The 19,888-nt window shown below is 73.3% G+C and carries 19 protein-coding genes and 1 pseudogene; 10 read left to right on the top strand and 10 right to left on the bottom strand.

The genetic code is table 11. The annotated features are described in order from the left end of the window. The first annotated feature begins 241 nt into the window (after positions 1-241). Positions 242-1,231, top strand: a complete 990-nt coding sequence (locus ACTYVM_RS12000; RefSeq protein ID WP_445525903.1) for a pectate lyase family protein — start codon at positions 242-244, stop codon at positions 1,229-1,231. Between the two features lie 92 nt (positions 1,232-1,323). On the opposite strand, the gene ACTYVM_RS11995 is transcribed toward ACTYVM_RS12000, so the two are convergent. After that, entirely contained in the window at positions 1,324-2,073 is a 750-nt protein-coding gene (locus tag ACTYVM_RS11995; protein WP_445525902.1) for a PaaX family transcriptional regulator C-terminal domain-containing protein, read from the bottom strand. Positions 2,074-2,145: 72 nt separating this feature from the next. On the opposite strand from ACTYVM_RS11995, the gene ACTYVM_RS11990 reads away from it, so the two are divergent. Further along, positions 2,146-3,894: an acyl-CoA dehydrogenase family protein gene (locus ACTYVM_RS11990; RefSeq protein ID WP_445525901.1), complete on the top strand. Its 1,749-nt coding sequence runs from the start codon at positions 2,146-2,148 to the stop codon at positions 3,892-3,894. A 133-nt stretch (positions 3,895-4,027) separates the two neighbouring features. Here the strand turns inward: ACTYVM_RS11990 and ACTYVM_RS11985 are convergent, their stop codons facing one another. Next, positions 4,028-4,615, bottom strand: a complete 588-nt coding sequence (locus tag ACTYVM_RS11985; RefSeq protein WP_445525900.1) for an Rv1733c family protein — start codon at positions 4,613-4,615, stop codon at positions 4,028-4,030. A gap of 311 nt (positions 4,616-4,926) precedes the next feature. Here ACTYVM_RS11985 and ACTYVM_RS11980 point away from each other — a divergent pair, with 311 nt between their 5' ends. Continuing rightward, complete coding sequence (locus ACTYVM_RS11980; protein WP_445525899.1) at positions 4,927-6,012, top strand: WD40/YVTN/BNR-like repeat-containing protein; 1,086 nt, start codon at positions 4,927-4,929, stop codon at positions 6,010-6,012. A 9-nt stretch (positions 6,013-6,021) separates the two neighbouring features. Here the strand turns inward: ACTYVM_RS11980 and ACTYVM_RS11975 are convergent, their stop codons facing one another. Next, positions 6,022-6,825 (bottom strand): SAM-dependent methyltransferase, encoded by an 804-nt coding sequence (locus tag ACTYVM_RS11975; RefSeq protein WP_445525898.1) that lies wholly within the window; start codon positions 6,823-6,825, stop codon positions 6,022-6,024. A 226-nt stretch (positions 6,826-7,051) separates the two neighbouring features. On the opposite strand from ACTYVM_RS11975, the pseudogene ACTYVM_RS11970 reads away from it, so the two are divergent. Continuing rightward, positions 7,052-7,549: pseudogene (locus ACTYVM_RS11970) on the top strand (FtsX-like permease family protein); the annotation flags it as partial. A gap of 48 nt (positions 7,550-7,597) precedes the next feature. Here the strand turns inward: ACTYVM_RS11970 and ACTYVM_RS11965 are convergent. Further along, positions 7,598-8,275 (bottom strand): uracil-DNA glycosylase, encoded by a 678-nt coding sequence (locus tag ACTYVM_RS11965; RefSeq protein ID WP_445525897.1) that lies wholly within the window; start codon positions 8,273-8,275, stop codon positions 7,598-7,600. Between the two features lie 248 nt (positions 8,276-8,523). Here ACTYVM_RS11965 and ACTYVM_RS11960 point away from each other — a divergent pair, with 248 nt between their 5' ends. Further along, complete coding sequence (locus tag ACTYVM_RS11960; RefSeq protein ID WP_445525896.1) at positions 8,524-9,516, top strand: N-acetylglucosamine kinase; 993 nt, start codon at positions 8,524-8,526, stop codon at positions 9,514-9,516. Between the two features lie 185 nt (positions 9,517-9,701). Further along, positions 9,702-10,625 carry a sirohydrochlorin chelatase gene (locus ACTYVM_RS11955; RefSeq protein WP_445525895.1) on the top strand — a complete coding sequence of 308 codons (924 nt, stop codon included), beginning with the start codon at positions 9,702-9,704 and terminating at the stop codon, positions 10,623-10,625. Between the two features lie 195 nt (positions 10,626-10,820). Here ACTYVM_RS11955 and ACTYVM_RS11950 read toward each other — a convergent pair whose 3' ends face one another. Continuing rightward, entirely contained in the window at positions 10,821-11,855 is a 1,035-nt protein-coding gene (locus tag ACTYVM_RS11950) for a lactonase family protein (RefSeq protein WP_445525894.1), read from the bottom strand. A gap of 99 nt (positions 11,856-11,954) precedes the next feature. Further along, positions 11,955-13,496 carry an FUSC family protein gene (locus ACTYVM_RS11945; protein ID WP_445525893.1) on the bottom strand — a complete coding sequence of 514 codons (1,542 nt, stop codon included), beginning with the start codon at positions 13,494-13,496 and terminating at the stop codon, positions 11,955-11,957. A gap of 334 nt (positions 13,497-13,830) precedes the next feature. On the opposite strand from ACTYVM_RS11945, the gene ACTYVM_RS11940 reads away from it, so the two are divergent. Further along, the gene (locus tag ACTYVM_RS11940; RefSeq protein ID WP_445525943.1) at positions 13,831-14,307 is read left to right on the top strand and encodes an Lrp/AsnC family transcriptional regulator; all 477 of its coding nucleotides are present in this window, start codon (positions 13,831-13,833) and stop codon (positions 14,305-14,307) included. A gap of 66 nt (positions 14,308-14,373) precedes the next feature. Here the strand turns inward: ACTYVM_RS11940 and ACTYVM_RS11935 are convergent, their stop codons facing one another. Beyond that, positions 14,374-15,255, bottom strand: coding sequence for a LysR family substrate-binding domain-containing protein (locus ACTYVM_RS11935; protein WP_445525892.1), 882 nt, complete (start codon positions 15,253-15,255; stop codon positions 14,374-14,376). Between the two features lie 58 nt (positions 15,256-15,313). Between ACTYVM_RS11935 and ACTYVM_RS11930 the strand changes: the two genes are divergently transcribed. The 3 genes from ACTYVM_RS11930 (at position 15,314) to ACTYVM_RS11920 (ending at position 17,676) form a co-directional block, all read left to right on the top strand. After that, a complete protein-coding gene (locus ACTYVM_RS11930; protein WP_445525891.1) occupies positions 15,314-15,709 on the top strand; it encodes a DUF5997 family protein in 396 nt (131 codons plus the stop codon). Positions 15,710-15,794: 85 nt separating this feature from the next. Then, on the top strand, positions 15,795-16,535 hold the full coding sequence (locus tag ACTYVM_RS11925) for a class I SAM-dependent DNA methyltransferase (protein WP_445525890.1): 741 nt from the start codon (positions 15,795-15,797) through the stop codon (positions 16,533-16,535). A 373-nt stretch (positions 16,536-16,908) separates the two neighbouring features. After that, positions 16,909-17,676: an SDR family NAD(P)-dependent oxidoreductase gene (locus tag ACTYVM_RS11920; protein ID WP_445525889.1), complete on the top strand. Its 768-nt coding sequence runs from the start codon at positions 16,909-16,911 to the stop codon at positions 17,674-17,676. A gap of 131 nt (positions 17,677-17,807) precedes the next feature. Here ACTYVM_RS11920 and ACTYVM_RS11915 read toward each other — a convergent pair whose 3' ends face one another. The 3 genes from ACTYVM_RS11915 to ACTYVM_RS11905 are packed head-to-tail and all read right to left on the bottom strand — an operon-like array spanning position 17,808 to position 19,888. Further along, on the bottom strand, positions 17,808-18,785 hold the full coding sequence (locus ACTYVM_RS11915) for a quinone oxidoreductase family protein (RefSeq protein ID WP_445525888.1): 978 nt from the start codon (positions 18,783-18,785) through the stop codon (positions 17,808-17,810). A 39-nt stretch (positions 18,786-18,824) separates the two neighbouring features. Further along, complete coding sequence (locus tag ACTYVM_RS11910) at positions 18,825-19,358, bottom strand: carboxymuconolactone decarboxylase family protein (RefSeq protein WP_445525887.1); 534 nt, start codon at positions 19,356-19,358, stop codon at positions 18,825-18,827. Next, complete coding sequence (locus tag ACTYVM_RS11905; RefSeq protein ID WP_445525886.1) at positions 19,355-19,888, bottom strand: carboxymuconolactone decarboxylase family protein; 534 nt, start codon at positions 19,886-19,888, stop codon at positions 19,355-19,357. Before ACTYVM_RS11905 ends, ACTYVM_RS11910 begins: the two co-directional genes overlap by 4 nt.

The raw sequence follows: 19,888 nt of genomic DNA, 5'->3' as shown, positions 1-19,888 counted from the left end.
ACCTTCCACCATCCACCCGACAGTGGCCGGATGTGACCTGCGCGAGCCGTTGACTAGAAAGCGCTTGCACTCTACGGTCCGTTCAGCAGTGTGACCGATGGGCGCTTCGTCAGGCCCACACCGCCCCACTGCCCCCGCGAGTCGTTCCAGATGATGTGCGCCATTCACGTATACGACCTCGTACGGCCTCGCACGATCTCGTATACGCCCCCACCGGTCCTTTCGAAGGGACAGCTTCCGCATGCGTACTCGCTCATCACGCCCTCGCTCCTCACACCCCCACGCCCCCAGGCCGGCACTGGCGGCGGCCGTCGCCGCGGCCGCCGCCCTCGCGGTGCTCGCCCTGCCGCAGCAGGCCGGGGCCGCCGAGAGCTCACCGGTCGGTTTCGGCTCCGGCACCACCGGCGGCGGCAGCGCCTCGGCGGTGACCGTCTCGACGCTCAGCGCCTTCAAGTCGGCCGTCACCGGCAACACGGCCAAGGTGGTGAAGGTGAACGGCCTGATCTCGCTGAGCGGTCAGATCGATGTCGGCTCCAACACCACGGTGCTGGGCGTCGGTTCGTCGTCCGGGTTCACCGGCGGCGGGCTGCGGCTGAAGAACGTCGGAAACGTCGTCGTGCGCAATCTCCAGATCAGCAAGGCCGTCGGGACGGACGCGATCACCGTCCAGGGCTCGACCAAGGTCTGGATCGACCACAACTCCCTGTCCTCCGACCGCGACCACGGCAAGGACTACTACGACGGCCTGCTCGACGTCTCGCACGCCTCCGACTACGTCACGGTGTCCTGGAACACCTTCAAGGACCACTACAAGGGCTCGCTGGTCGGCCACAGCGACAGCAACGCGAGCGAGGACACCGGACATCTGCGGGTGACGTACCACCACAACTGGTTCAACAACGTCAACTCCCGCATCCCGAGCCTGCGTTTCGGCACGGGGCACTTCTACGACAACTACGTCGTGGGCGCCGAGACCGCCGTGCACTCACGCATGGGGGCCCAGATGCTGGTGGAGAACAACGTCTTCCGCAGCACGTCGGTCGCCGTCACCACCAACCGGGACAGCAAGCAGGACGGTTACGCCAACCTGCGGGGCAACGACCTCGGCGGGGCCGCGACCGAGGTGTCGCAGACGGGCACCTTCACCAGCCCGCCGTACAGCTACACGGCCGAGGCCGCCTCCGGTGTGGCCTCCTCGGTGACCGCGGGCGCGGGCACCGGGAAGATCTGACCGCGGGCCTGGCCGCACTCGGCCTCCCGACGCGGTGAGCGCGGTCGCGCGCGGCGTGCCCGAGGGCGCCGCGCGCGACCGCCGCCGTCCGCTCACCGCCTCGTGTGCCCGAGCACCTCCTCGGTCAACTCCCGCCGGCGGTCGGTGTACGTGGCGCGCAGCGCCGGACCCGGCCAGTCCGCCGGCAGCAGGGGCGCGGGCAGCACGGGGTCGGCCAGCAGGTGCCGTACGACGGCCGCGAGGGCGGTGAAGCGGTCGGCCGGCCGTTCCGTGCGCGCGACCAGGGCGAGCAGTGTCCGGGCGGTCGCCGCCCAGTCGTCGAGCGGCCACAGGCGCGCGGCCAGGTCGGCGGCGGGCTCCTCCGGCCGGGCGCTGAAACGCCGGACCGCCGGGGACGCCCCGTCCGGCCGGGGGCGGCGCAGGTTGGCGGGGCGCAGCCAGACGCCCTCGCGGAGTTCCGCGAGCCGGAGAGCCGTCAACCGGGCGCGCAGCTCGGCACGTTCGGCGGGCTCGCGCCCGGTCGCCGTCACGACGACCATCTCCCACTCCCCGTCCCAGGGACACGTCTCGGGGTGCACGGCCGCGTCCTGGCGCCGCTGGCGCTCCAGCAGCCGGTCGCTGAGGCCGTGGACGGTGTCGGAGCGTCGCAGGTCTCCGGCGGCCACCATCCGGCTCAGGGCCGCCCGCAGGGTGGATCCGCCGATCCCGAAGGGTTCGACCGCCCGTACGAGGTCCTTCACCGGCAGCTCGGGCGGATGCGTGCCCAGCAGCAGGCTCAGGACGACCGACCGCGCGGACAGCGGCCGCAGCCCCGCCCCTGCAGTCCCCTGGGAGGCGTTCATGGTCACGTACTGTACGGACGTCGAGCATGTTGCACTATTGCTGCGACCGCAGCATGAGGGCAACATGGACGCATGGCCTCGACACTCGCGCACGCACAGCAGGAACGACAGGCCCGACGGGCACCGCAGGAGCAGCAGCCAGGGCGGGGAGGAGAGGCGCCGCTCGGACCGCGGCCCCGGTCGCACGGGCAGGACGCCACGCACGCCGTCACCAACCAGGCCCCTCCTCTGGCACCCTACGACGCCTCCGACGACGCGGCCCTGCTGGAGGGCCTGCGCAGGGAGGGCGCGGGCTGGGCCGAGCAGGACCTGCGGCGGCTCGGAGCCCTGGCCGGGAGCGCCGAGGCGCAGGAGTGGGCCGAGCAGGCCAACCGGCACGAGCCCGAACTGCGCACCCACGACCGTTACGGCAACCGGATCGACGAGGTCGACTTCCACCCCGCCTGGCACCACCTGATGCGGACGGCGGTCACCGAGGGCCTGGCCGGCGCGCCGTGGGCGGACGACCGGCCCGGCGCGCACGTGGCCCGCACCGCCGCTGGCCTGGTGTGGGGGCACACGGACGCCGGACACGGCTGTCCGACGTCGATGACGTACGCCGCCGTACCCGCCCTGCGCGCCCAGCCGGAGCTGGCCGCCGTGTACGAACCGCTGCTGACCAGCCGGGTGTACGAGCCCGGGCTGCGGGTGCCGGCCGAGAAGCAGGGCCTGCTGGCGGGCATGGGGATGACCGAGAAGCAGGGCGGCTCGGACGTACGGACGAACACCACGACGGCCACGCCGACCGCGGAGCCCGGGGTGTACACCCTGCGCGGGCACAAGTGGTTCACCTCGGCGCCCATGTGTGACGTCTTCCTGGTGCTCGCCCAGGCTCCGGGCGGTCTGTCGTGCTTCCTGGTGCCGCGCGTCCTGCCCGACGGCAGCCGCAACACCTTCCGCATCCAGCGACTCAAGGACAAGCTGGGCAACCGGTCCAACGCCTCCTCCGAGCCGGAGTTCGACGGGACGGTGGCCTGGATGGTGGGGCCCGAGGGGCGGGGCGTCAAGACCATCATCGAGATGGTCAACTGCACGCGCCTGGACTGCGTGATGATGTCGGCGGCGCTCATGCGCAAGACGCTCGTCGAGGCGGGCCACCACGTGCGCCACCGCGGGGCCTTCGGCGCGCTGCTCATCGACCAGCCGCTCATGCGCAACGTACTGGCCGACCTGGCGCTGGAGTCCGAGGCCGCGACCACGCTCGCGCTGCGGCTGGCCGGTGCGGCCGACCGGACGGTGCGCGCGGGCGGCGGGGAAGGCGAGGCGGCGTTCCGCAGGATCGCGACCGCCGTCGGCAAGTTCTGGGTCACCAAGCGGGGGCCCGCCTTCACGGCGGAGGCCCTGGAGTGCCTGGGCGGCAACGGCTACGTCGAGGACTCGGGGATGCCCCGGCACTACCGGGAGGCGCCGCTGCTGTCGATCTGGGAGGGCTCGGGGAACGTCAACGCCCTGGACGTGCTGCGGGCGCTCAGCCGGGAGCCCGGCGCGGCGGACGCGCTGTTCGCCGAACTCGCCCTGGCCCGGGGCGCCGACGCCCGCCTGGACGCGGCCGTGACCCGGCTCAGGACCGGTCTGGGCGAGGCGTCCCCGGTCGGCGCCCGCCGCCTGGTCGAGCTCTTGGCCCTGGCCCTGCAGGCCTCCCTGCTCGTCCGGCACGCCCCGCCCGCCGTCGCCGACGCCTTCTGCGCGACCCGGCTGGGCGGCGACTGGGGCCACTCCTTCGGCACGCTGCCGGACAGCGCGGACCTCGATGCCGTCCTGGAACGGTCGCTTCCGGATTAGGGGTCTGCCCGGGGCCGGGCCGGCGCTCCGGCGCGGCGGGGCCCCGTCCGGCGGCGTCCCGCGGCGCGGCAAGATCCCCGCTCGGCGGCGCCGACCTCCGGGCCGAAGGGGCCGACCTCCGGGCCGGAGTCGTTCACCAGGTCTTGCGGCTCCACAGTGGGCCGAAGCGGGCCCACTCGGCGTCCCACTGGTCCAGGCGGCGGCGTTCCAGGCGGGCGCGCAGGAAGTGGCCGGTGGCGAAGGGGACGGCGGCGGTGCTCAGTCCCACCAGGCCGCCGGCCATCACGGCCCGCGTACGGGCCTGGGCCGGCGTGGCCGGTCCGGTCACGAGCCGTCCGTGGGAGTCGGTCCACACGGCGACCTCGGTGCCGACGGCGCTGCCGGGCCATACCCGGGCCCAGCCGGTGCGCGCGGTGCCGTCCGGGGCGCTCCAGCGCACCTTTCCCCACACCCGGAGTGTGCTGCCGGGGTCCTCGCCGGACTCGGCGGGCGAGCCGGGCGCCCGCTCGGTCACCTTCGCGACGGTGGGCGTCCGCGCGAGGGTTTCCAGGGCCGCGGCGTGTTCCGCGCCCCGGGCCGCCGTCCATCCGGCGAGCACTCCGGCGAGAACGCCGAGCACCCAGGTGCCGAGCACGATCCAGCCCTCCACCGTGTCGGAGCGGCGTTTGAGCGGATTGCGGCGCCACCGCCACAGCCGCACCTTCGGACCACGGAACGCCATCGACGGCATCCTCCCTGTGCGCGCACGAACCTGCCGGACCGCCCTCCCATACGGCGGAGGGCACGCTGACGCTCATGCCGGGTTCCGGGCCCCGGCCCCTCCCATGGGTGCCGCGCCCCGGTCCTTCCATGGGTGCCGCGGTCCGGCCGTCCCACGGCTCCCGCGGTGGGCTCGACCGGTGCCCTGTCCCCAGCCATGCCGCTGTGACCTGCGACGACGCCGATGCGGGAGTGACTGTCAGTGGTGGGGTGCAAACTGGCCGGTGTCCGGGACAAAAGGGTCCGGACGAAGACCTCGCGGAGGTGATCGGCATGACCGAAGTACTGCTCGCCGTGGGCACACGCAAGGGCCTGTTCATCGGGCGGCGGCGCGGCGGCGACTGGGAGTTCGACGACCGTCCCCACTTCAACGCGCAGGCCGTCTACTCGGTCGCGATCGACGTCCGCGGCTCCGTCCCACGGCTCCTGGCCGGCGGGGACAGCGCGCACTGGGGCCCGTCGGTGTTCCACTCCGACGACCTGGGCCGCACCTGGACCGAACCGGCCCGGCCCGCCGTGAGGTTCCCCAAGGACACCGGCGCCTCGCTGGAGCGGGTGTGGCAGCTGCACCCGGCCGCCGCCGAGCCCGACATCGTCTACGCGGGCACGGAACCGGCCGCGCTGTACCGCTCCGAGGACCGCGGCGAGAGCTTCGACCTGGTCCGCCCGCTGTGGGAGCACCCCACGCGGTCGAAGTGGGTGCCGGGCGGCGGCGGCGAGGGCCTGCACACCGTGGTGACGGACCGGCGCGATCCACGGGCGGTCACGGTCGCCGTGTCCACCGCCGGGGTGCTCCGCACGGCCGACGGCGGAGTGAGCTGGGCACCGTCCAACTCCGGGGTGTCCGCCGTGTTCCTGCCGGATCCGAACCCGGAGTTCGGGCAGTGCGTGCACAAGGTCGCGCAGGACGCCGAGAACCTCGACCGGCTGTATCTGCAGAACCACTGGGGCGTGTACCGCAGCGACGACGGGGGCGCGCACTGGACGGACATCGGCGAGGGCCTGCCGTCGACGTTCGGCTTCGCCGTGGCCGCCCACCCGCACCGCGGCGGCACCGCGTACGTCTTCCCCATCACCGCGGACGCGGACCGGGTGCCCGCCGGCCGCCGCTGCCGCGTGTTCCGCACCGCGGACGCGGGCCGGAGCTGGGAGCCGCTCGCGGCGGGGCTGCCGCAGGGGGACCATTACGGCACGGTGCTGCGCGACGCACTGTGCACCGACGACGCGGACCCGGCCGGCGTCTACTTCGGCAATCGCAACGGCGAGGTGTACGCGTCGGCGGACGACGGCGACAGCTGGCGGCAACTGGCCTCGCACCTGCCCGACGTGCTCTGCGTGCGGGCGGCGGTCATCGGCTGAGGAGGACGTCTACTCCTTCAGGCCCACCGCGCCGACGGCGTGGCCCTGGTCGCGCGTGATGTCCGCGGTGTCGGGGTCCGGACGCCAGTCGGCGGACCTGACCAGACCCGGCTCGACCAGACTCAGCCCCTGGAGGAAACGGCCGATCTGCTCGGGCGGGCGCAGGTGGTACGAGTTGGCGGACTGCGCGTTGTAGGCGGTGATGGCCGACGTGAGCTTGTCGCTGGTGTCCGTGCCGTCGCTGAAGGCCACGTAGCTGCCGGGAGGCAGGGCGTCGATCAGCTCGGCCACGATCCGCTCGGGCTCCTCCTCGTCCGGGAGCTGCCCGATGATGCCGAGCAGGATCAGGCCGATGGGCTCGTCGAAGTCCACCGTCCGGGCCGCCTGGGCGAGGATCTTCCGCGGATCGCGCACATCGGCGTCGAGGTAGGCGCACTTCCCTTCAGGTGTGCTGCGCAGCAACGCGTCGGCGTGGACGAGAACGACGGGGTCGTTGTCCACGTAGACGATCCTGCTGTCGGGCGCGATGCCCTGGGCGACCTCATGGGTGTTGTTCGCGGTGGGCAACCCGGTGCCGACGTCGAGGAACTGGCGGATCCCCGCCTCGCCCGCCAGAAACGTCACCGTCCGTACGAGGAAGCTCCGTTGCTGACGTGCGATGGCCGCGATCTCGGGGAACATCCGCAGGATGACGTCGCCGGTCTCGCTGTCCACCGGGTAGTGGTCCTTGCCGCCGAGCAGGTAGTTCCACACGCGCGCGGAGTGGGGTCGATCGGTCTGCAGCCTGCCGTCCCAGTCGCTTCGATCAGTCATGGGCAGAGCATCGCACACAGAGATCGCCGCGATGATCAACTCCCTTGCCGATGGCCATCGTTGTCAGCCGACCCGGACGACCCGGACGACCCGGACGGCGGCCGCGGGCACTCCCGTGCGGCGGTCTCGCGCTGAACCGGGGTGGGGACAACCCCCGCCAAGGACGCCGGGCTGCCGCAGTGCGCGGAGCCCCGTGCACGGAGGACCGTGGACACACACCGCGGAAACCCGGACGCCGAAACAGCTCGCGGACACACTGCGCGGCCTTCCCGGGCTCGAAGTGCTCTCCCCCGGCGCCGCCGACTCGCTCCAGGCGCGGCGGCAGCGGGCCGACGCCGAGGTCGGCTTCCTCGCCATGGGGCTCGTGCTGGCCTTCACCGCCATCGCCGTGGTCAACACGCTCGCCGTGTCGGTCTCGGCGCGCATCCGGGAGTTCGCGCTGCTGCGCCTGTCCGGCGCGACCCGCCGCCAGGTGCTGCGCATGCTGCGCACCGAGGCGCTGTCGCTGCTCCTCCTCGCCGCCGCCCTCGGCAGCACCATCGCGATGGCCGTCCTGACCTCGTTCAGCATCGGCATGACGGGCCGGGCGGCGCCGTCCGTCGCCCCGCTGGTGTACACCGCGGTGGTCGCCGGGGCCGGGCTCCTCGCGCTCGTCGCGACCGCGCTGCCGGGACACCTGGCGTTGAAGGTCCGGGCGGTGACGGTCGCGACGGCCAAGGAGTGACGTCCTCAGGGCTTCCGGAGCGAGGCGGTGACGGCTGGGCCGACAGCCTCAGGGCAGTTGCCAGTCCACCGGCTCGGCCCCCTGCCGCTGGAGGAGTTCGTTGGCCCTGCTGAAGGGGCGGGAACCGAAGAAGCCACGGTCCGCGGACATCGGCGAGGGGTGCGCCGACTCGATCGCCGGATACTCGCCGAGCAGCGGGCGCAGGTTGCGCGCGTCCCGCCCCCACAGGATCGACACCAGCGGCCGCTCCCGCGCGACGAGGGCACGGATGGCCTGCTCGGTGACCTCCTCCCAGCCCTTGCCCCGGTGGGCGCCCGGCTTGCGCGGGGCCGTGGTGAGCGCCCTGTTGAGCAGCAGAACGCCCTGCCGGGTCCACGGGGTCAGATCGCCGTTGGAGGGCCTGGGCAGGCCCAGATCCGAGTTCAGCTCGCGGTAGATGTTCTCCAGGCTGCCCGGCAACGACCGCACCTCCGGCGAGACCGCGAAGCTCAGGCCGATCGCCATCCCCGGCGTCGGATAGGGATCCTGACCGACTATCAGGACTTTTACGTCGTCGAAGGGCTGCTGGAACGCCCGCAGGACGTTCGCTCCCGCCGGGAGATACGTCCGGCCGGCCGCGACCTCCGCGCGCAGGAAGTCGCCCATGCCCGCGATACGCCCGGCCACCGGTTCCAGGGCCTTCGCCCAGCCGGCCTCTACTAGTTCATGCAACGGTCGTGGTGCCACGCTGCGTCACTCTAGCGGCCCACACCGACAACCCGGGCCTGCGGACCGCCCTCTGCCGGGGAGGGCCTGCGGGCGCTACTCTTCGTCCTCACCAAGGCCATCGAGCCGGCCGGGCGGATCACCGGGCCGGCCGTCAGGGGAAGGGAGCCCGGCGTGCGTCCAGTGACCACCCCACTCGGCCGCCGGCGCCGCGCCTCCTCGTCCCCCTCCCCCGCGTCGGCGAACCCCGCCGAGATCGGGGTGCTGCCGTGACGGGGGACGCGCCGGGCGGTGCGGCCGGATTCCTCGCCGTGGACTCGGGCGGCTCCGGGCTGCGGGCCGTCGTCGGTGCGCCCGGGCGCGGGCCGCTGGCGCGAGGGGAGTCCGGTGAGCCGGTGCGCACCGGCGAACGGGGTATCGACCCCGGACACCTCATGGAGCAACTGGTTCCCATGGCCCGGGCGTTGGCGGCCGAGGCCGGGGTGGAGCGGCTGGAGACGGCCGTGCTGGGGGCAGCCGGGCTCGCCACCCTGGGCGACGCGCTGCGCGCCGAACTTCCCGGCGCGCTGGCACGGCACCTCGGCGTGCGGCGGGTCGCGCTGGCCGCCGACGCGGTCACCGCCTACACCGGTGCCCTGGGTCCCCGCCCCGGCGCGGTCGTCGCCGCCGGAACCGGCCTGATCGCGATCGGCACCGACCTCACGGGCTGGCGGCGTGCGGACGGCTGGGGGCATCTGCTCGGCGACTGCGGCGGCGGAGCGTGGATCGGACGGGCGGGCCTGGAGGCCGCGCTGCGCGCCCACGACGGCCGGGACGGCGATTCGGCGCGGCTGCTGGCCCGCGCCGAGAAGACGTTCGGGCCGATGGCGGAACTGCCGGGCAGGCTCTACCCGCGTTCCGACCGCGCCGCCGTCCTGGCCTCCTTCGCGCCCGAGGTGGCGGCGTGCGCGGCCGACGACCCCGTCGCGGCCGGTGTGCTGCGCGCGGCGGCCCGGCACATGGCCGAGTCCGCCGCGGCCGTCTGCCCGCACTCGGGAGAGCCGCTGCTCGCCCTCACCGGCGGCCTGTTCAAGATGGGCGACCCGCTCCTCGTACCGCTGGAGACGGAACTCTCCGAACGGCTGCCGCACGCACGGCGGGTGCGCGCCGAGGGCGATCCCCTGCACGGCTGCGTGCGCATCGCGGCCGATCTCGCCGGGGACGTCCTCGCTCTGCCGGGTGACGAGAAGCTGCTGTACGTACCACCCCCACAGGGGGATTGATCCCCCACATCCACATCTGCCGGACAAATGACCTCACGGGCCGAGCGAGTTGCCGCATCCAGCCCGGCGAGGCCACACCCGCACTTCGCACCCGTACGTAACGCATCGGACAAAACCGGACGGATGACGCTCACCCGCACCCTCCCCGAACAGGGCAGCCCCGGAAGCCAGTAACATGCGGCGCCATGAGCTCCCCCACTGGGCCCGCGCCCGGCCTACCAGTACGAATGCCGCGCCCCCGCCAGCCCGGACGGCACCGCCGCCCCGAACCGCTGGCGGCGCCCGAGGGCGCGCCCGCTCTCGTCCTCGCGGTGCCGGGCACCCCTGGCGACTCCACGCGGGGCCTCGCCGAGGAGGTCGTGAGCATCGCCCGCTCCGAGCTGCCCGGACTCGACGCCCGGATCGGCTACCTCGACGGGGACGACGCGGACCACCCGACCGTGCAGTCCGTGCTCGCCCGCGCGGCCGAGGAGCGGACCGCCCGCTACGAGCAGGCGGTCGCCGCCGGCGCGGACGTCAAGGAGCCCGACGGCCCGGTCGCGGTCGTGGTGCCGCTGCTGGCCGGCCCGGACAGCGCGCTGCTGCGCCGGATCCGTCAGGCCGTCATGGACAGCGGGGTCGCCGCCGAGCTGACCGACGTGCTCGGCCCGCACCCGCTGCTCGCCGAGGCACTGCACGTCCGGCTGTCGGAGGCGGGCCTGGCCCGCGCCGACCGCGCGCGGCTGTTCACCGTGGCGACCGCGGCGGACGGGATCATCCTGGCCTCGGTGGGCGGCGAGGAGGCCGTGCAGGCGGCCGGGATCACCGGCATGCTGCTCGCCGCGCGCCTCGCCGTGCCGGTGATGGCGGCCGCTCTCGACCAGGAGGGCTCGATCGCCTCCGTGGCCGAGCAGCTGCGGTCCGCCGGCTCCCAGCAGCTCGCCCTGGCGCCGTACCTGATCGGCCCGGAGATCGAAGCGGAGCTGCTCGAGGCCGCCGCCGAGGAGGCGGGCTGTGCCGCCGCCGAGGCACTCGGCCCCTACCCGGCGGTCGGCAAGCTCGCCCTGGCCAGTTACGCGACGGCCCTGGGCATCGCCCCGCAGCAGCCGCAGAGCGCGCCGGCCCACTGACGCCCGCGTCCCCGTACGACCAGGGGCCCGCTCCTCGCCGGGCGAGGGGCGGGCCCTTCGCCATGCCGCCCGCCGGAGCGCCCGGACCCTTCTTGCGCCCGGGCCTCCCTTGTCGTGCGGACGGGCCGCCCGCCACCCGGCCTGTCCTTGTCGCCAGGACAGGCCGCCCGGGCCGTCCGGCGCCCGCCGCGGCGTTCAGCCGAAGACCACGCAGGACGCCGCCGCCACGTCGACCGCGCCGGCCCGCGTGGGAAGCCCCGTCTCCTCGTCCACGGCGAACCAGGTCACGTTCCCGGAGCGCTCGTTGGCGACGTACAGGAAGCCGTCGGACAGGGACAGCGCCCTGGGCCAGTGGCCGCCGCACGGCACGCGTCCGACCAGCCGCAACCGCTCCCCGTCCGCCTCGACCGCGAACACGGACAGGACGTCCTCGCCGCGCGTCGCGGTCCACAGGAACCGGCCGTCCGGCGCGACGGCGATCCCCGAGGGGTAGGCGTCGCCGGCCGGGGCGTCGGGCAGGACCGGGTTCTCGGTCAGCGGTCGGAGCGAGCCCTCGGCGGCGTCCCAGCGGCAGACCGTGACGGTGGGCGTCAGTTCGTTGACGACGTAGGCGTACGCGCCGTCCGGGTGAAAGGCCAGGTGGCGGGGCCCGGAGCCGGGCCGCAGCGCGATCTCCCGGTGCACGGCGAGCCGGCCGTCCGTCAGCGTGCACACCCGGACCGAGTCGGTGCCCAGGTCCACGCTGACGGCCCAGCGGCCGCTCGGGTCCGGCTGCACCTGGTGGGCGTGCGGACCGCGCTGGCGGCGCTCGTGCGGGCCCGAGCCGATGTGCGGCAGCACGAACGAGGCGGCCGGGGCGAGGCGGCCGTCGGCGCGGACGGGAACCGCGCTGACGCTGCCGGAACCGTAGTTGGCCGTGAGGACGTGCCCGTCGAACAGGCTCAGGTGGGTGGGGCCGCTGCCGCCGACGCTCACCGGCGGGCCGGTCAGCTCGACCGTCTCGCCCTTCACCCGGTAGGCCGCCACGGCGCCCTCGGTCGTCTCGCTCACCGCGTAGAGCGTGCCGCCGTCTCGGGACAGGGCCAGGTACGAGGGGTCGAGGACACCGTCGACGCCGCTGAGCACGGTCAACGCCCCGCCGTCCTCGGACACGGCCGCGGTGACGACCCCTGGTCCCCCCGCCGCCGTGAACGACCCGATGAACGCCCGCCGCCTGCCGCCGTGTGTCACCACTGGTCCCCTCTCGGTCGTCCCGTCCGAGCGACGGTAGCAGCAGATCAATTTCGGTCTAGACCAAGCCGGGAGGTGGCCCGTGACGTGCCGTCGGCGTCAGGCTCCGACCAGCGGCGAACCCGAGGGTGCCCGCAGCGGCGTGGCGAGTTCCGCCAGGGCCTGTTCCAGGGCGTGGACGTGGGTGAGGGCGGCTTCCTCGGCCGTCGGCCGGGGGTGGACGGGGGCGACCCGCAGGACGGTGTCCGCGGCGGCGTCGCCCCTGCCTCCGTTGTCGCCGACGCCGGCGATGTCGAGGAGCGCTTCGACCGCGCTCTCCACACGGAAGCACGCCTCGGCCAGCCGTTCGTCGTGGGAGGCCTCCGGGTCGGCGGCGACGGCGACGAGGCCGCGGATCTCGCGGGCGCAGTCGTCGAGCAGGGCGAGCACCTGGCGGGCGCGCCGCTTGCGGCCGCGCATCGGGTTCAGCGGATGCACGAGCGGCGCCACGGAGAGCCTTACCCGGCCGAGCGACTGCTCGAGTTCGGCCACACGCGGCGCGGGGTCGGCGCCGGCGGTGCCGGCCAGCCGGGCCGCGGCCTCGGCGGTGCACACGTGGACGCAGCGCAGCGCCCGCTGGATCCAGGCGTCCGTGACGGCGTGGGTGGTGACGGGCAGCACGAACAGCACGGCCAGCCAGGCGCCGAGCGCGCCGACGGCCGTCTCCCCGAGCCGCAGGGCGAGCAGTCCGGGGACGAGGACGCCGAGCAGGCCGTAGAGCGCGGCGGCGAGCAGCGTGACCCAGAGCATCATCCAGGTGTAGGACACGGCGGCCGTGTAGAAAATGCCGAAGACGCAGACGGCGACCAGGACGGTGGTGGGGAGCACGGCCCCGTGCAGCGGGACGACGACCAGGGCGGCCAGGCCGATGCCGAGCACCGTGCCGAGGACCCGGCGGAAGCCGCGGACCAGGGTCTCGCCGCGTGAGGCGGTGTTCACGAACACCCACCAGGTGGCGCCGACGGCCCAGTACCAGCGGTCCCCGGACACCAGCTGGCCCACGACGAGGGCGAAGCCGGCGCCCGCGGTCGCCTGCACCGCCTGCCGGGTGGTCACCCGGTCCAGCCCTGCGCCGCCCAGCGCGACGGGAGCCGCGGCGGCGGGCAGCCGGCGTTCGTAGCACCACACGCCGAAGCGCACCACCGCCGCGGTGAGCACGGACAGCAGGACGGCGGCGGACACCTCGGGCAGCTGCCCGGTCGTGGTGTGCAGGAACTGCGCCACGAAGAAGGTCATGAACGCGAACACGCCGAGACTGTGGCCGCGCGGCCCCCAGCGGCGCGCGTACACGCCCGCGCCGACCACGGCGAGGAAGGCGAGGCCGCGTGCGGCGGGGTGGTCGTGCAGTCCGGCCGCGACGGCGAGCACGGGCAGTCCGGCGACCGGCAGCAGCGCGGTGGTGACGAACTGGCCGCGCACCGTGGGGTCGGTGACGGTGAACAGGGCGAGCAGCGCGGCGAGACCGCCGGTGACGGCCCCCGGAAGGGAGTGTCCGGCCAGCCCGCAGACGGCGACCGCCAGGCCGATGCCGACGACGGCCCTGGCGGCGAACCGCAGCCGCGTCCGCCCCGCGTCCGGAGCCACGAACACCCTCTTCAGCACTGCTTACCGCCCCCATGGAAGACACCTGGAACGCCGGCGTCGCACCGGCATGAGAAAGGCGCCGCGGTGATCCGCAGCGCCATCGACGTGTCCATCAGAGCATCACCGGCACCCCTGGCTCAAGCGAACCCGGCAACACTGAGCCATTGGCACATTCCGGTACATGGTCAACGCACTGGCAGACGGCCAATGGACCATGGACCCTGGCTCATCCCAGTGGCGTTCGGATGAACCATTGGTACAGTCAGCAGCGATCACCACTCATCGATTACCGACCCGGACGAACCGGATGACCCGGACGACCCGGACGACCCGGGAGGAGGCCCTCGCCGCCATGGCCGTGGACGAACTCGACACCCGCATTCTGCGGCTGCTCCTGGAGCAGCCGCGCACCAGCGTGCGCGAGTGCGCCCGCGTCCTCGGTGTCGCGCGGGGCACCCTCCAGGCACGCCTCGACCGCCTCGAACGCGACGGCGTGATCACCGGCACGGGCCCCGCCCTCTCCCCCGTCGCGCTCGGCCACCCGGTGCTGGCGTTCGTGCACATCGAGGTCACCCAGGGGCACCTGGACGACGTCGGGGACGCGCTGGCCGCCGTACCGGAGATCGTCGAGGCGTTCTCGATCACCGGCGGAGGCGACCTGCTCACCCGTGTCGTGGCTCGGGACAACGCACATCTGGAGGACGTCATCCAGAAGCTCATCAGCCTGCCGGGTGTGGTGCGCACCCGCACCGAGGTGGCGTTGCGCGAGCGGGTCCCGCACCGGCTGCTGCCCCTGGTGGAGTCGATCGGCCGCAGCGCGCGGAAGTGACGCGCGGGCGACTGGCGAGAGTGCGTGCATGGCGTCGCGGGGCAGACGGGAGTTTGACGACAGGGCCTAGGCCCCGCGGCCCGGCCTGCCCCGCCCGCCGCTCCTGCCGCCGCCGGAACCACCGGAGCCGCCGCGCCGGCTGCGGGACGCGGACCCGCCCGCACGGCCGGTCGCCCTGCCGGAGCGGCCCGCCGCCTGGCCCGTACGACCGCCGCCCGCCTTGCCTCCGGCCGTCTTCCCGCCGGTGGTCTTTCCACCGGTCGCCGGCTTGCGGCGGGTTTCCGTCGCCTCGGCACGCCGGTCCTTGCGCTGGGACGGCTCCTCGGTCCGGGGCTGGGCGAGGCCCCGGGTGCTGTTGACGGTCCGGCCGCGGACGATCCCGATGAAATGCTCCACCAGGTCGGTGTGCGCCTCCTCCGGCCAGCACAGCGCGATGCTCGACTGCGGGGCGTCGACGACCGGCCGGTAGGTGAGGTCCCTGCGGTGGTGGAGGCGGGCCAGCGACTGGGGGACGACGAGCAGCCCCACTCCGGCCGCGACCAGCTCCACGGCGTCACCCGTGGTGGCGGGCCGCTCGAAGGCCTCCTCGCCGGGCGGGCGCTCCCAGCCGAGGACGTCGTCGAGCGGGTGGAGGACGACCTCGTCGGCGAGGTCCGCCAGGGACACCTCGTCCACGGCCGTCACCAGGTGGTCCTTGGGGACGATCACCACCGTGGCCTCGGTGTAGAGGGGGATGGCGCTGAAGTACGTACGGTCCACCGGCAGGCGCACGAGCCCCGCGTCCGCCGCGCCGCCGCGCAGCACCTCGGCCGCCTCGGCGGCCGGGACCTGGAGAAGGTCGAGAGGGACGTCGGGCAGGCGCTCGTTCCAGATGCGCACCCACTTGGCGGGCGTCGCCCCGGGGACGTACGCGAGCCGGAACGAGGAAGATGCATCCGAGCCGGTCACGCCGCAAGGTTACCCGGCGTGGTCGGCGCCCTCGTCCGCGGTCGATAGTCTGGACACCATGAAGTCGCACCAGAGCACCCAGACGATGAAGCCCGCCACCGCGGCGAAGAAGCTGGGTGTGCACCTCCCCGCCACGCCCGCCGAGTTCCAGGAGGGCGTCGTCTCGCGTACCGAGCTCAACGAGCTCCAGGCCGATCCGCCCGAGTGGCTGCGGGAGCTGCGGCGCACCGGCCCCCACCCTCGCCCGGTGGTCGCGGCCAAGCTGGGTGTCTCCATCTCCGGTCTCGCGCGCGGCGGGGTCACCGACGCCCTGACCACCGAGCAGATCGAGGCGCTGAAGCAGGAGCAGCCCGAGTGGCTGGAGAAGGAGCGCGCCACGCAGGCCGAGGTACGCAAGGAGACGGCACGCCTGAAGCAGCGCGCCGCCGAACGCGCCGAGCAGGACACGGAGTAACCGCCGGGCCGCTGACCTGCCGACGGGGTCGGTGGCGGGAAAACCCGTGGACAGCGTCCCGCCCCGCCCGGCAAAGTGGCCGCCCGTGACAAGCAGCGAACTGTGGAGCCACGAAACCGCCGAACGCTACGACGCCGGGGAGACCGAGCGGTCGTCAGCCGCCGTCCTCGGGCCGACTCTCGGCTTCCTCTCCGAACTCGCCGGTGACGGCCGGGCGTTGGAGTTCGCCATCGGGACCGGACGCGTGGGCGTCCCGCTCCGGGAACGGGGCGTGCCCGTGGTGGGCGTCGAACTGTCCGAGCACATGGCGGCGGTCCTGCGGCGCAAGGTCGACGGGGACAGGCTCCCGGTCGCCCTCGGGGACATGGCCACGACCACCGTCCCCGGCGAGTTCACCCTGGTCTACCTCGTCTACAACACGATCACGAACCTGCTCACCCAGGACGAGCAGGTCGAGTGCTTCCGCAACGCCGCGCGCCATCTGTCGCCCGGTGGCCGGTTCGTCATCGAGCTGGGCGTGCCGCCGCTGCGGTTCCTGCCGCCCGGGCAGCTCGCGGTGCCGTTCGACGTGTCCGACCGGCACCTCGGCTTCGACACCTTCGACCTCGTCGAGCAGGTCCTCGTCTCGCACCACCTCAGCCGTGACGGTGAGGACGGCCGCTACCGGCGCACCGAATCCCGGCACCGGTACGCGTGGCCGGCGGAGCTCGACCTCATGGCGCGGATCGCGGGGCTCGAACTGGAACGGCGCGTCGCGGACTGGGACGGGACGCCGTTCACCGAGGACTCCCCCCAGCACATCTCCGTATGGCGCAAGCCCGCCTGAGAATCGGACGGTCTGACGCGGTTCCCCGTTGTCATCCTGCTCCTGCCCTCTTGCCGGACTCCACCGACCGGGGCCGGCGCTCCGACGCGGACCGCTCACCGATCGGGGCCCCATGGCGGCTCCCGCGCGAACCCGCGGTTCTCCTCACGCCCGCGTGACCGCTGCGGGTCCGGCCCGTCCTGGTCACCGCCCATGCGCCGTACAGGGCAACACGTGCTGCCGTCCGGGGGACGCGGCGGTTGGATCCGGCGCGGCCGGGACACCTTCCTTGCCGGAGCACACGGGATGCGCCCTGCCCGAGGGGAACCGGTGCCTGCGGGCTCGGCGCCGCACGCCCATCGCTCACCCGTGTGATTGCAGGAAGGACCTTGACGTGTCTGACCCCGTTGTCCTCATCACGGGCGCGCTCACCGGTATCGGCCGCGCCACCGCCCTCGCCTACGCCCACCAGGGCGCAAACCTCGTGGTCTGCGGCCGTCATCAGGACGCGGGTGAACAGCTTGCCGGGGAGTTGGCCGGCCTCGGCGCCCAGGCCGAGTTCGTGCGGGCCGACGTGCGCTTCGACGCCGAGGTGAGGGACCTCGTCGACCGCGCGGTCGCGCGGTTCGGGCGGATCGACGTCGCCTTCAACAACGCCGGCACCGAGGGAACACCCGGCCCCGTCACCGAGGTGACCGACGAGCTGTACCAGGCCACCTTCGACACCAACGTCAAGGGAACCCTGCTGTGCCTGAAGCACGAGTTCCGGGCCATGAGGGCACAGGGCGGCGGCAGCATCGTCAACGTCAGCTCCACCTTCGGCCTGATGGGCTATCCCGGGGCGGCCTTGTACGTCGGCAGCAAGCACGCCGTCGTCGGCATCACCAAGGCCGCCGCCCTCGAAGGCGCCGACCACGGTATCCGGGTCAACGCGGTCGCGCCCGGCTACACCCGCACCGCGATGTACGACCGGTTCACCGGAGACGACACAGCACGTGACGCGGTCGACTCGGTGCTGCCCATGCACCGGGCCGGCACCCCGGAGGAGATCGCCGCAGCCGTCCAGTTCCTGGGCTCGGACAAGGCGAGCTACGTCACCGGGCACATCCTCCTGGCCGACGGCGGCCTCATGGCCGGCGGGCCCCTGTTCCCGAGCTCGTGAACCACGCAGCCCGCACCGTCTGTGGCGGCCCCGGCGGACCGCACCGCAAGCACGCGTCCGATCCGGCATCCCGATCGCATCGTGACCAACGCCCTTGACGGACGCCCCGCGGCCAATGGCTCAAGAGGCAGTCAGGGTTGGATGACGACCGGGCCGCGCACCCTCTTCTCCGTCACTGCGCGGTAGGCGTGCGGACCGTGGTCGAGGTCGAAGGTCTGCGCGATGGGGAGTGGCCTGAACCGACCGCACTCGAAGTACGGGCTGATTCGCTCGAGCCGCTCGGCGGAGGCCGTGACGTCCAGTTTGCGGCTGTCGGCACCCAGCATCCGTAGTTCGCGGTGGTAGAAGTCACGGAGGTCGATCTCGGCGGTGGGGGTGCCGACGGCGCTGATGACCACCAGGCGCCCACGGTGGGCGAGGGACGCGACCGCGGACGGCGTGGTGACGCCGCCTACGGCGTCGTAGACGACATCGACGCCGCGGCCGCCGGTGATGCGCCGGATCTCGGCGGGGACATCGGTGTCGTTGTCGAAGGGCACGAACTCGTCGATGATCTCGGCCGCGGGGGTACCGGCTGCCGGGGCGTGGGGGGCGACGCCCACGATGCGCCGGGCGTCTATGGCGCGGGCGATCTGTGCGACGGCTCCGCCCACGCCTCCTGAGACGCCGAAGACGGCGATGGTCTCGCCTGCGGCGAGGCCGGCGGTCTCGATCGCACCGAGCCAGCCGACCACGAAGTTCACGCCGACCGTCGCCGCCTCGGCGAAGTCCACGGTTCCGGGTTTGCGGGCCAGCGCGCTGACGGGCAGGGCGATGCGTTCCGCGTGCGAGCCGTCGATGCTGGATCCGACGTCGCCCCCGGTGCCCCATACCTCGGTACCGACCCAGTCGTCGGGTCCTTCCAGGACGACGCCCGCGAAGTCACGGCCGGGGGTGCGCGGGAGGGTGACGCCCTCCAAGCGTCCCGAGACGACCATCACGTCAGAGGGGTTGACCGAGGCGGCCCTGACGGAAACGACCGCCATGCCGTCACCGACGACCGGGTCCGCGACCTCACCGACGTACAGCACGTCGGGGCCGCCGAATCGCTCGAAACGTAGCGCGCGCATGCCCGCTGTCCTCTCCGTGCGTTGAACGAGGTGTGCTGGTCAGTGAGGCAGGGAGAAGCGTGTGCCGGTGTCGATGTCCACGTCGAGCGCGTTGATCATCAGGGCCAGCCCGCTCCACCGATTGATGATCATCAGCACTTCCAGCAGTTGCTCGTCGCCGAGCATGTCGCGCACCCGGTCCAGCGTGGCGGGCGCCAGCGACGCGGAGGTGACCAGTTCGGTGGTCATCTCCAGCACGGCCAGCTCAGCCGGGCTGAACCCGCCCTCGGCGAGCCGGCCGTCAGCGGCCACGGCGCCGCGTTGCCGGGATCCGACACCGCAGTCCTCGGCCAGCTGTGTGTGCTGCGCGATCTCGTAGGGACACCGCATCAGGTGCCCGGTGCGCAAGATGACCAGCTCACGCAGGCGCGCGGGCACAACCGTGCTGGTCAGGGCGGCGCGGCCGGCAAGCATCCACCCGGCGAACGGCTCACCCGCGTGGGCCAGTGCCCGGTAGATGTTCAGGTTCCCGCGCTCGGCGACCAGGCCACGGACCCGGTCGGACATGCTGGTGCAGTACGAGATCCGGGTCATGAGGAGGTCTGCAGCCGGGCGTCGTGGTCGATGTCGAGATCGACAGCGTTCAGGACGAGCGCGAGTCCGTAGTACAGGCTGACCAGGAGCAGTAGTTCGCTCAGCTCCGGCTCGTCGAGCACCGTGCGGGCCGCCGCGAAGGTCTCGTCGGTCACGGTGCCGGTCGTGCACAGCTCACCGACGAAGGCCAGCACGGTGCGCTCCGGCCCGGTGGAGCCGGACACCGATCCCTCGGCGCTCAGGGCGCTGATCTCCGCGGCGCTGATCCCGGCCCGTCGGCCCGCGTAGGTGTGCTGGGCGATCTGGTAGGCGCAGTGCTGGAGCTGGGCGATCCGCAGGACCACCAACTCGCGGAGCCGCGGGGCGAAAGTGCGGCTGTCGAGTTGGGCATCGACCATCGCGCTCCAGCCGTCGAACACCTGCGGAGCGCCCGCGAGGAGGCGAAAGACGTTCAGCTCACCGCGCCGGTCCATGAAGTCACGGGCTGCAGGGCTGACCGACGCGACGGGGGTCAGCGGAAGGCGCGACAC

The organism is Streptomyces cyslabdanicus (genome assembly GCF_052663305.1).
Note: the sequence above shows the minus strand (reverse complement) of the source record. Positions and strands in the feature narration are given on the sequence as shown.

Coding starts and splice junctions, on each gene's coding strand:
- ACTYVM_RS11955 (WP_445525895.1), top strand. CDS start 9,702: ATGAGCTCCCCCACTGGGCCCGCGCCCGGCCTACCAGTACGAATGCCG.
- ACTYVM_RS11995 (WP_445525902.1), bottom strand. CDS start 2,073: ATGAACGCCTCCCAGGGGACTGCAGGGGCGGGGCTGCGGCCGCTGTCC.
- ACTYVM_RS12000 (WP_445525903.1), top strand. CDS start 242: ATGCGTACTCGCTCATCACGCCCTCGCTCCTCACACCCCCACGCCCCC.
- ACTYVM_RS11940 (WP_445525943.1), top strand. CDS start 13,831: ATGGCCGTGGACGAACTCGACACCCGCATTCTGCGGCTGCTCCTGGAG.
- ACTYVM_RS11910 (WP_445525887.1), bottom strand. CDS start 19,358: ATGACCCGGATCTCGTACTGCACCAGCATGTCCGACCGGGTCCGTGGC.
- ACTYVM_RS11980 (WP_445525899.1), top strand. CDS start 4,927: ATGACCGAAGTACTGCTCGCCGTGGGCACACGCAAGGGCCTGTTCATC.
- ACTYVM_RS11990 (WP_445525901.1), top strand. CDS start 2,146: ATGGCCTCGACACTCGCGCACGCACAGCAGGAACGACAGGCCCGACGG.
- ACTYVM_RS11915 (WP_445525888.1), bottom strand. CDS start 18,785: ATGCGCGCGCTACGTTTCGAGCGATTCGGCGGCCCCGACGTGCTGTAC.
- ACTYVM_RS11975 (WP_445525898.1), bottom strand. CDS start 6,825: ATGACTGATCGAAGCGACTGGGACGGCAGGCTGCAGACCGATCGACCC.
- ACTYVM_RS11985 (WP_445525900.1), bottom strand. CDS start 4,615: ATGGCGTTCCGTGGTCCGAAGGTGCGGCTGTGGCGGTGGCGCCGCAAT.
- ACTYVM_RS11930 (WP_445525891.1), top strand. CDS start 15,314: ATGAAGTCGCACCAGAGCACCCAGACGATGAAGCCCGCCACCGCGGCG.